Genomic DNA, 10,372 nt, shown 5'->3' on the forward strand with positions numbered 1-10,372 from the left:
ATCCATATGATACGCCCCCGTGGATATCTTTATTCTGCAACCATTTTTTGACAAGCTCCCAAGCCGCCAAATCGTCTACATCTCGTTTTGGAATCAAAAGAGACGACGGTATGCATCTACGTAACCCCTTTGGAGGGTGAATCTGGAAGTAGGCCTTCCTCGCCTTGAGCGTTGTGAAAGACTCGTCCACAATTTCGTACCTAATTCCATTTCTCTGCAATACCTGTTCGAAATCCTTAAACGTAGTCCCTCCACCAAGCAATACAACCTCAAGTTTTTGGCCGAAAAGTGCAGAAATACTGCCCTCGAGTTTGTATGATCCTATGTAATCCCAATTTTCCCCTATCAAAGCCGATAAGAATGCTTCAAAAGATTCCGCCTGAAATATGCCAGAACAAAGGAGTACGCCCTCTTCATTTACGAAGGCAAAACCAACCTTATCTCTGCCAGGGTCCAAACCTAGATACATTACCTATCACCTAACGTAGATGCCCATCTGGGATATAGCCACAGCCACTGTTCAGGATGTCGCAAAATCCAGTCAGACAAGATATCATTGCATATGCGCACGTTTTCTTCAATAGGCTTATCGTAAAAATCCTCGACGGTTTCTTCCAAAGTAGGCAAAAAGTATAAATCATGCCGGACGCCATCCTTTCTGCGAATTATGAACAGTGGGACGATGGGGGACCGCCTCTTTTGTACCATCTTTATAGGCCCGTAGGGCGTACTCGCCGGATGCCCCAAGAAAGGAGCGATTATTCCTTTGTCACGCGCGTCTTGGTCTAGCAACACCCCCAAGATATTTCCCTCCTGAAGACAACGAATGGCACTCCTTAAATCAAAGCCCTTCCCAATGGTTTCGACACCGCATGAAGCTCTAAGATCAGAAATTAAGTCAGTAATGCGGGGATCCCTTTGTTCCGCGCCTATCGCCTTTATAGGATATCTTTTAATACCCAAGTAGGCCGCCGCCAGCTCCCAATTACCGAGGTGAGCTGTAAGCAATATCACCCCTCTGCCGCATGCAAGGGCATCATTGAGATTTTCTATGCCATGTGCAGTAACTATTTCGTCAATTCTGCTACTTAATTTAGGCAGGCTGAGAAATTCCACGACACTGCGACCCAAATTGATGTAAGATTTAGTGACAATATCTCTTGCTACCGCTAAATTGCAACCCAAGATCTTTGAACATCTGCGGACAGCTTTTGAGACCCTCTTTTTACTTAACGCACACACGATACGCCCTAAAGTTCCACCCAGGGACAAAGCAGCAGAATGAGGCAACATGCGCGATTGAACGCTAAGATATTGTATGCCAAACCATATCAGATCTTTAGTCATGAACCATAAATCACCGCCTTAGATACCCTTTAAGCTCGAAAGAACATTATAAAAATTTTTTAACAAATCATGAATAGCAACAACGCTAATATAAATTATCATAAAGGACTTGACATATCATATCAGTATTTTTTACATTCTTCCTCTCAGGAGATATCTGGGCTTTCGTAGCAACTTCAGAAATATTGGGCTTAATTAAATAAAAAACAACGAATTATGCTATATTATCCATCGGTCATGAAGGGTTCAGACATCGATCGAATCGAAAGGAAGTGATTGCCATGGCGCGAAGGGTCGGCACAGTAGCGCGAGGCATCAGGGCACCTTTGATAAAGACAGGCGATGACATAGTTTCGGTGGTCGTAGACTCCATCAAAAGAGCATGCAAAGAAGAAGGTTTTTCTTTGCGATACAAAGACGTAATAGGGATCACTGAATCGCTTGTCGCCAGAGCTCAGGGCAACTATGCAACAATACACGACGTAGCTAATGATTTATCCCGAAAAATGAAGGCAGATGAAATCGCGGTCCTTTTTCCGATCTTAAGCCGAAATAGGTTTTTTTTAATCCTTAAAGGCATCATTGCGACAGGCAAAACCGTTCATCTTTTTCTAAACTATCCTAACGACGAGGTTGGCAACCCACTAATGAACAGAGAGGTAATGTACGAAAAGGGCATAAACCCTTACGTTGACACGCTCGAAGAAAAAGATTATAGGTCCATAAAAGGACTTTCGCTAAGACATCCATTCACAAACGTTGATTACGTCGATCTATATAAAAGCGTTGCGCCTGAGGGTAAAATGCACATATATTTTTCAAACGATCCGAAAATCGCCTTAAAATACGCAAAGGAAATTCTGGTAGCCAACATTCATGAAAGGGATTGGACAAAAAAGATCGCAAAACAGGCTGGGGCTTCCGTGGTGCTCGGCTTGGACGACCTGCTCACCGAACCTGTGAATGGCAGTGGTTATAACTCCGAATACGGCTTGCTGGGATCCAATACGGCATCGGAAGACAGGTTGAAACTTTTTCCCCGCAACAGCCAAGAAATATGCGAGAAAATACAGTCCCTAATCAAAGATACCTGTCAAGTTGAGGTGGAAGTCATGGTGTACGGGGACGGCGCCTTCAAAGATCCAAAGACTGGAATTTGGGAATTTGCAGATCCAGTGGTCTCACCCGGTTTTACCAAAGGCTTGATCGGGACACCCCGCGAGATCAAATTAAAATACGTCGTCGACAAAGAACTTGAGGCGCAAGAAGGTAGTATCGATGAGGTGATCAAGGACCGCATCCTAAAGAAAAAAGCTTCAAATTTGGATGCCACTGAAACATTAGGTACCACCCCACGCATGTACACCAACCTTATAGGAAGTTTATGCGACCTTGTAAGCGGAAGCGGAGACAAAGGCACTCCCATTGTGCATGTGCAGGGCTACTTTGACGATTACACATCAGAATGGTAATCAATTTGGCAAGGATGACCGGGACGAAATTAATTATTTGCAACATAGTTGCATTTCCTCTTTCTGTAGCTTATATTTAATTTTAGATGCCGACATCAAGACCCACGAAATTGCATCACTTAAAGCATCTAAATAAATTAAAGGAGGCGTCATTTTTATGTTATCCCGGTTAAGTAAGGGTTTAGCGGTTATGGTCGTGATAGTATCATTTTTGTCTCCCTCTTTTGTCCTCGCCGCCCCAACGGATGATGTGGTAGCTGTTGCTGCGAGCATGCACGAATGCATAAACGAATTGGCTACCCAATTTGAAAACCATGGTCTAGGAACCCCACCCAAAATCGTTTCCGGAGCATCGGGCAAACTAGCATCCCAGATAATAGCTGGAGCACCTTTTGGGTTATTTTTATCGGCAAGTCCCGAATGGACCAAAAAACTTGAAAGTGAGGAATTGCTTTATGAGGTGTCCCCAATGGCAACGTCCCCAGTCGTGGCATGGTGGCTAAAAGAAGAAACCATCACTTTGGAAACGATAGAAAGAAAGGACGTTCGCATAGCCATTGCAGATCCGGAAGCAGCTCCCTTTGGCAAAGCCGCTGCGGAATATTTAAAAACAATGGGAATTTACGACGAGCTTTTAAAAGAAAACCGGTTAGTGATAATGGGCAATGTAGAACAAGCCGCATTGGCAGCTAAAACAGGTGGGGCCGATATCGGGATGTTTTCGCTATCTGTGGCAAAAAAACTAAATGAAGGAAGTTACGTTATCTTACCGGTGGATCCACTAGAAAATAGTGGCGGACTTGTAAAGGGCAAGGCTACCAAAAATATCGAGGCCTTCTGGCATTACATCAGGTCCGAAGCTAGTTATGACATTTGGATTAAATGGGGTTTTGAGCCGGTGCGATAAAGATGACGCCATCTTTTATTGTAAGCCTAAAGGTGCTGATCATAGATGTTCCTATACTTTTTTTCATGGGTACTTTAATAGGTTGGACATTGGCTAAAAAGCAATTCAAAGGCAGGACATTGGTCGATACTCTAGTAGTGTTGCCAATCGTCCTTCCGCCTTCCGTTTTAGGATTGTACCTCCTTATGACATTGTCTCATATTCCTTTTATAAGGGAATCCAGGATCCTTTTTTCTTTTCCGGCAGCCGCTTTAGCGCCTCTTTTTCCCTCTTTGCCAATAATGATACAAGCTGCAAAGTCGGGCTTTTGCTCTGTAGATGAGAAGCTCGAACAGGCCGCCCGCACCTTAGGAGACAATGAACTTAGAGTGTTTTGTAGGGTCACCTTTCCTTTGGCAAGGTCATCCTTGATGGCCGGCCTTGCCCTGGCTTCCATGAGGGCCCTTGGAGATTTCGGTGTTACGCTTATGATAGCGGGAAACATACCCGAAAGAACTCAGACGTTGCCGCTTTATATTTACAGCAGAGTTGAGTCCATGAAGTTTTTTGAGGCGAACTTAGCGGCCCTTTTATTGACTATTCTTGGAATAGCCAGTCTATCAATCGTTAAAAAGCTGGAGGGAAAGCATGCAGGATTGTCTTGAGGCAAATTTCTCTAAAATGCTTGGAAACTTTCATTTAGATGTTTCGCTCCATCTGGGAGAGGAAATAGGTGTGCTTTTTGGCCCCAGCGGCGCAGGGAAAAGTCAAACCTTGAATGTTTTAGCTGGCCTCGTCAAGCCTGACCGAGGTAAAATCAACCTTAGAGGGCGTATCTTGTACGACTCCGCTTCTTCTACATTTCTAAAGCCGGCTGCAAGGAAGATTGGGTTAGTCTTTCAGGAATTGGCCCTATTTCCTCACTTGTCTGCGATAGAGAATGTTGCATACGGATTAAAGGGACCAAATAAGTGGCGGCTTGCCCAGAAGTGGCTTGACAAGATGAGGCTGGAAGGACTTTACGAGAGAATGCCTCATCAGCTGTCAGGTGGTCAAAAGCAACGCGTTGCTCTAGCTCGAGCGCTTGCACCCAAGCCCGATCTTTTGCTACTTGATGAGCCTTTTAGCGCACTGGAGGGACCAATGCGTCGGGCATTAAGGAGGGAGTTAAAAAACTTATTTCTTGAAATAAGGATCCCGATTTTGTATGTTACTCATGACGTAGAAGACGTGTGCTCGCTGGCAACCAAGGTTTTTTTAATTCGCGACGGATCTATAACTGCCGCTATTGATGCAAACAAACTTTGGGACCCCCAAAGCCAGGAAAATGTTTGGCATTCCTTGGGTTGGGGAACTCTGGTACAGGGCGAAATCATAACGGAGGAAGGAAACCATTGGCTCAGTTGGCCTGGGGGAAAACTAAAACTATTACAACCCACAGGCCCGGCAAAAGGAAAGGTCACCGTCTTTATACCTCCCGATCACGTCAAATTGCTTTACCCAGACCTTCCCGTTGACCCGGAATTAAGGCCCAACGTCATGGAGGGAAAGATAATAGAAAGGATCGAGATGAACCACTTAGTACGACTTTACATTCATAGTGCCGGAATAGAATGGCACACAGAACATCCCAAAGATTCTTATTCCACTTTAAACCTGCATGAAGGGCAAAATGTTTCATTTAGCATAAAGCCGTCAATGATATACGTACTCACTCAAGAATGTGATCCACCGAGATGAGCTAGCTTAAAGCATAAACATAAAGAAGTTTACATAGCAAGCGATGAAATTTTGTGTTAAAATTGTATATGTGTCCTGGGGGAGTCGGTTTACCGACTGAGAGGAAGCTAAAAAAGCTTCGACCCTTAGAACCTGATCCGGGTCATGCCGGCGTAGGGAAGGTGTAGGTTTTCAGGCCTTCAAAAAATAATTCCTTCCCCAATATGCCGACTGATCCTTAAACAAGGAGGTCGGCTTTAATTTGTTAAGGGTTTGCGACATCAGTAAAATTTACTCAGATCTCGCTGTATTTACAAATATAAGCTTCATGGTAGAAAAGGGAAGTTTTGCCGCCTTCTTAGGACCTTCTGGATGCGGTAAAAGCACTTTATTTCGCGTCATTGCCGGGATAGAGTCCTCTGACAGCGGTCACATAGAGTGGGAGGGCCTAAAGCTACTAAACTTGAAAGAAAATACCGCAATGATGCTCCAAAAGGATTTGCTGCTTCCATGGTTCGACATTTTAGACAACGTTTTAATCCCGATAAAAACTTTAAAGAGAGATACAAAAACCGGAGAATCTGAGGCAAAACGTCTTTTATCCCGATTTGGCTTATCAGGATTTGAGCATTACTTACCCTATCAAATATCTGGAGGCATGCGCCAAAGAGCCGCTTTGGTCCGCACATTGCTTTTTGACAGAGAAATATTCTTGCTAGACGAACCTCTTTCAGCTCTTGACGCACTCACGCGTCAATCGCTTCAAAAGGAAATTTTGCGCATCCAATTGGAATTCGATAAAACCGTATTGATGATCACCCATGACATCATGGAAGCTTTAATGCTCGCGGATAAGATATTTTTACTTTCACACCTGCCTATGCGCATAATAAAGGAGATTGACTTGAGCAATTTACCAAAGCCCAGGTATCATTTGGACTTCGAGCTAGCGGAGATGGCAGAAAACATATTTTTTACGCTAAAAGGAGAGCTCATCAATGCATAGTCGAACATCCTTTTCGGTATTAATTTTTATCCTCTTGATATGGGAAATTTTGGTAAACCTTTTACACATTCCTAAATTCATACTTCCTGCTCCAAGTCTTATTATATATACGTGTTTTTCTCAAGCACCTCTGCTTTTAGAAAACACGCTGGTTACTGCAGTCGAGATTTTACTCGGTTTAATGATCAGCCTTGCCATATCTATACCTCTTGCAATAGTCATGTTCAGCTTTCCAAGCGTTGATGCCGCAATAACACCTTTTCTCGTCATATCGCAGGCCATACCAATCTTCGCTTTAGCCCCCTTGCTTGTCGTGTGGTTCGGGTATGGACTTTTGAGCAAGATCATCATGGCAACTATAGTAATATTTTTCCCTTTGACCGTTTCGCTGCACTCTGGTTTTAAACAAGTTGATCCGGATTATGAGGTGCTTTTTGACCTCCTCGATGCATCTTTTTGGAAAAAGATGCGCTTTCTTTATTGGCCAGCCGCCCTGCCCTCATTTTTTGCCGGGCTTAAGATGGCCGTCGCTGTCGCTACCATTGGAGCCGTACTTGGGGAGTGGGTGGGTGCTCAAAAGGGCTTAGGATACTTGATGATTCAAATGAACGCCAGATTGAGAACTGACATGCTCTTTGCAGCCCTGGTCTGGCTAAGCGCTATGGGTATGGGGATGTGGTTGCTAGTAGGCAAACTGGAAAAACATTTTTTATTTTGGCTGAACGATACAAAGAATTAATTTATCGTTATTAAATGTTAGGTTAGCTAATTAAACGATATTTAAACAGGAGGCGATTTTAGAGTGAAACGCATAGGTTTGGCAGTGTTGATTTTTCTTCTTTTTACGGTTCCGGCAAGAGGAGAGAATTTGACGTTAGTATTGGATTGGTTTCCAAACGTTGACCACTTGCCGCTTTATGTAGCACAAGAAAAGGGGTTTTTCGCAGAGGAAGGTCTAAAGATAAACATAACGTCACCCTCAGAAAGCGCTGATGCGCTGAAACTGGTTGCAGCGGGCAGAGCGGAATTAGGAATCAGTTACGAGCCACAAGCTTTAGTTGCAGCATCGGAGGGTGTTCCAGTATTAGTCATAGGCAGGCTTATAGGCCATCCTCTATCCACTGTTTTGTACATCAAAGATCGTGGTATAGAAAAACCCCAGGACCTGAATGGAAAGTTAATGGGCTATACCGTCGCTGGGATGGAAGACGTGCTGGCCAGGGCTTTTTGTGAACTAAACGAAATTAAAGATTACACACTAATACATATAGAATTTGCGATCATACCCTCTTTGGTATCGAAAAGGGTCGATTCCGTAATGGGTGGTTTTAGAAATTATGAAGTAGTGGAACTAGAGCTTGAAGGATATGCGCCTGGTTACTTTGCACTGGAAGAATATGGATTTCCCGATTACGATGAACTTGTAGTAATTGCTAATCCAAAATTTGCCAAAGAAAACAAGAAGACAATCTCCTCCTTCAGAAGAGCTTTGTCTAAGGCCATAGAAATAAGTAAGGATACTCCCGAAGAAGCTCTCGACCATTACTTCAAGGCCGTACCCGAATCGGACAAAAAACTTGAAAAACGCGCTTTCGAAAAGACTTTGCCTTTTTACGCCGAAAACCAAAACCTCGAGGCTGAACGATGGCAAGCCTTCGCAGACTTTGCGCTTCAAGTGGGGCTGATAGAGCATCAGGTTGACGCAAAACAGCTTTTATGGAAGGACTAAAAACCCAAAAGTTAAGACAAAGGAGGCACATAAAAGTTATGAAGGCCACGTTGAAAAACCTTATCTTAGCGGCTCTTTTTGCTGCAATGGCAGTCCTTCTATCGGGATTCAGCATTCCCGTGGGTCCGACTCGCTGCTTTCCCTTTCAACATGCGATTAATGCAATATCAGGGGTATTGCTTGGACCGTGGTGGGCAGCAGGTGCAGCTTTAACTGCGAGTATAATTAGAAATGCTTTAGGTACCGGAACATTATTTGCCTTTCCAGGTAGCATACCAGGAGCTTTAGTTGTGGGCATCACAGCTAGACTCCTTAAAAACAAGAGATATTATGCCGCCTTAACGGAACCTCTGGGCACGGGAATAATAGGAGCTATTATAAGCGTTTATATCTTGGCGCCGACAATCGGCAAGGAGACAGCTCTGTGGTTAATAATGTCTGCCTTTCTTTTAAGTAGCGTTCCTGGCTCTTTCCTCGGGTTTGCACTCCTCCTCGCTTTTAGCAAGGCTGGCTGGTTTCAGAAAAACATTGGCAGATCGAACATATAATGCTATTCTTTTCTATGATATAAAACGCAGGGGTGATAATCTTTGAGTTTCATGCGCTTGATGGAAATGGGCGGTCCGTGTATGTATGCAATATTGTTGGTTTCCATAATCGGACTGGCAGTTGTCATTGAACGCTTTTGGTTTTACACGAAGTCGTGGACAAACCCGGAACCACTGGAGCACAAATTGGGTGAATTGCTATACAAAGGAGATGCTGAAGGAGCGTCTTCCTTAGTTCGCGAAAAAGAAACTTCACTACATCGCCTGTTTCGTGCAGCAGTAGACCATTGGCAGGCGCCATCCGAAGCGCTAAAAATGTTATTGGAACAAGAGGTCCGACACGAAATTTACAGGTGGGAAAAGGGACTAACCCTTCTTTCCACGATTGCCCGTGTTGAACCTTTACTGGGACTTCTGGGCACCGTTTTGGGGATTGTCAATGTCTTTCGAGCTGTTGCTGAGTCCGAAGGAGCTGCTAATATGGCCCTGCTTGCCTCGGGCATTTGGGAGGCTTTGCTAACCACCGTCGCCGGATTGTCCGTCGCAATACCTGCTGTATTATGTTATTCATGGTTTTCATCGAAAATCGACGCTGCGGAGGAATCCCTTTGGAGAGGAACCGATTTTATCTTGAGGGAAAAGTTATTACGAGGAAAAATGGAGCATGAGTAATTTTAAGAAACAGGTGTGTTTGGCCTATCTTTTGTGGGCGATCTTAAGCTGGGTTTTTATACCTTCAGCAACGGCAGACCAAAAGTACGAAAGAATTGTTTCGCTAGCACCAAGCATCACTGAGTCATTATATTTTTTGGATTCCATTGATTTCGTAGTGGGAGTAACGGATTATGATACCTTTCCTCCTGAAGTATCAAAAATACAAAGTGTCGGCGGCAACATAAACCCTTCGCTCGAAAAAATACTTAACTTAAAACCCGATCTTGTCATAGGCGAAAAGATTTTCCATCACGACCTGTTAAAACGCCTCCGGACCTTTAACATTGACACTTTAGAATTGACGCTGCACCACAGGTTGAATGACGTAAGGGAAGCCTTCTTTACGATAGCAGCTAAAATTGACAAGACAATGAAAGCAACGGAAGTATGGGAAGAAATTGAAAAAGGACTAGAGGAAAGAAAGCTTCTAGCGTCAAAAAATCATAAAAAACCCGTGTCGATGCTAGTGGTGGTATGGCATGACCCTTTAATAGTTGCCGGGGGGTGGAGTTACATCAGCGATATCATGGAATCATTGGGCATTACAAATACAGCAGGAAGCAAGAGGTTTTCCTTTCCCGTGATGAGTAAGGAAGAATTGCTGTCCTTCAATCCTGATGTGATATTTTTGGTGCAAGCAAGTAAGGGCATGTCCATCACGGCAAGGGATTTCATAAGCATAATGGGGGACCTGCCAATTAAGGCAAAAAATGGAGGAATTGTCTCCTTCGAAGCAGAAGTGCTCCTTCATCCTGGACCTAGAGTTCTTGAAAGTGCGGATATGCTAATCAAAGCCTTAAACAGGGCCTCTAAGGAGGAACGCTCCCTTCGATGAGATCAAAAAGAAGGACTTCTCCAGAAATTGAATTGACCTCTTTAGTAGATGTCGTCTTTCAATTGATCATTTTTTTCGTCTTAACTGCAACCTTTGTCCAAGGAAGCATTACAGTT

13 protein-coding genes and 1 riboswitch are annotated in these 10,372 nt (G+C 43.9%); of the genes, 11 read left to right on the plus strand and 2 right to left on the minus strand.

The window, feature by feature from the left end:
• A partial coding sequence (locus Q7P41_RS02055; protein WP_303881750.1) for an endonuclease occupies window positions 1-469 on the minus strand: 469 nt, incomplete at its 3' end.
• Window positions 469-1,347: a lysophospholipid acyltransferase family protein gene (locus Q7P41_RS02060; protein ID WP_303881751.1), complete on the minus strand. Its 879-nt coding sequence runs from the start codon at window positions 1,345-1,347 to the stop codon at window positions 469-471. The genes Q7P41_RS02060 and Q7P41_RS02055, both read right to left, overlap by 1 nt.
• Before the next feature lie 281 nt (window positions 1,348-1,628).
• On the opposite strand from Q7P41_RS02060, the gene Q7P41_RS02065 reads away from it, so the two are divergent.
• The 11 genes from Q7P41_RS02065 to Q7P41_RS02115 form a co-directional block, all read left to right on the plus strand.
• On the plus strand, window positions 1,629-2,819 hold the full coding sequence (locus tag Q7P41_RS02065) for a coenzyme F420-0:L-glutamate ligase (protein ID WP_303881753.1): 1,191 nt from the start codon (window positions 1,629-1,631) through the stop codon (window positions 2,817-2,819).
• Window positions 2,820-2,976: 157 nt separating this feature from the next.
• Window positions 2,977-3,726, plus strand: coding sequence for a molybdate ABC transporter substrate-binding protein (gene modA / locus Q7P41_RS02070; protein WP_303881755.1), 750 nt, complete (start codon window positions 2,977-2,979; stop codon window positions 3,724-3,726).
• A 2-nt stretch (window positions 3,727-3,728) separates the two neighbouring features.
• Entirely contained in the window at window positions 3,729-4,370 is a 642-nt protein-coding gene (locus tag Q7P41_RS02075; protein ID WP_303881756.1) for a molybdenum ABC transporter permease, read from the plus strand.
• Window positions 4,354-5,445, plus strand: a complete 1,092-nt coding sequence (locus tag Q7P41_RS02080) for an ABC transporter ATP-binding protein (protein ID WP_303881757.1) — start codon at window positions 4,354-4,356, stop codon at window positions 5,443-5,445. The genes Q7P41_RS02075 and Q7P41_RS02080 overlap by 17 nt, the downstream gene beginning before the upstream one ends.
• 67 nt (window positions 5,446-5,512) lie before the next feature.
• A riboswitch (TPP riboswitch) is annotated at window positions 5,513-5,621 on the plus strand.
• Between the two features lie 65 nt (window positions 5,622-5,686).
• On the plus strand, window positions 5,687-6,430 hold the full coding sequence (locus Q7P41_RS02085) for an ABC transporter ATP-binding protein (RefSeq protein WP_303881758.1): 744 nt from the start codon (window positions 5,687-5,689) through the stop codon (window positions 6,428-6,430).
• Window positions 6,423-7,169, plus strand: a complete 747-nt coding sequence (locus tag Q7P41_RS02090; protein WP_303881760.1) for an ABC transporter permease — start codon at window positions 6,423-6,425, stop codon at window positions 7,167-7,169. The genes Q7P41_RS02085 and Q7P41_RS02090 overlap by 8 nt, the downstream gene beginning before the upstream one ends.
• A 63-nt stretch (window positions 7,170-7,232) precedes the next feature.
• Window positions 7,233-8,159 carry an ABC transporter substrate-binding protein gene (locus Q7P41_RS02095; RefSeq protein ID WP_303881761.1) on the plus strand — a complete coding sequence of 309 codons (927 nt, stop codon included), beginning with the start codon at window positions 7,233-7,235 and terminating at the stop codon, window positions 8,157-8,159.
• A gap of 38 nt (window positions 8,160-8,197) precedes the next feature.
• Complete coding sequence (thiW, locus tag Q7P41_RS02100) at window positions 8,198-8,707, plus strand: energy coupling factor transporter S component ThiW (protein ID WP_303881762.1); 510 nt, start codon at window positions 8,198-8,200, stop codon at window positions 8,705-8,707.
• A gap of 51 nt (window positions 8,708-8,758) precedes the next feature.
• Window positions 8,759-9,379 (plus strand): MotA/TolQ/ExbB proton channel family protein, encoded by a 621-nt coding sequence (locus Q7P41_RS02105; RefSeq protein WP_303881765.1) that lies wholly within the window; start codon window positions 8,759-8,761, stop codon window positions 9,377-9,379.
• Window positions 9,372-10,256, plus strand: coding sequence for an ABC transporter substrate-binding protein (locus tag Q7P41_RS02110; RefSeq protein ID WP_303881763.1), 885 nt, complete (start codon window positions 9,372-9,374; stop codon window positions 10,254-10,256). Before Q7P41_RS02105 ends, Q7P41_RS02110 begins: the two co-directional genes overlap by 8 nt.
• The coding region (locus Q7P41_RS02115; protein ID WP_303881766.1) for a biopolymer transporter ExbD at window positions 10,253-10,372 on the plus strand (120 nt) is incomplete at its 3' end. The genes Q7P41_RS02110 and Q7P41_RS02115, both read left to right, overlap by 4 nt.

The sequence above is a fragment of the Acetomicrobium mobile genome, assembly GCF_937920065.1.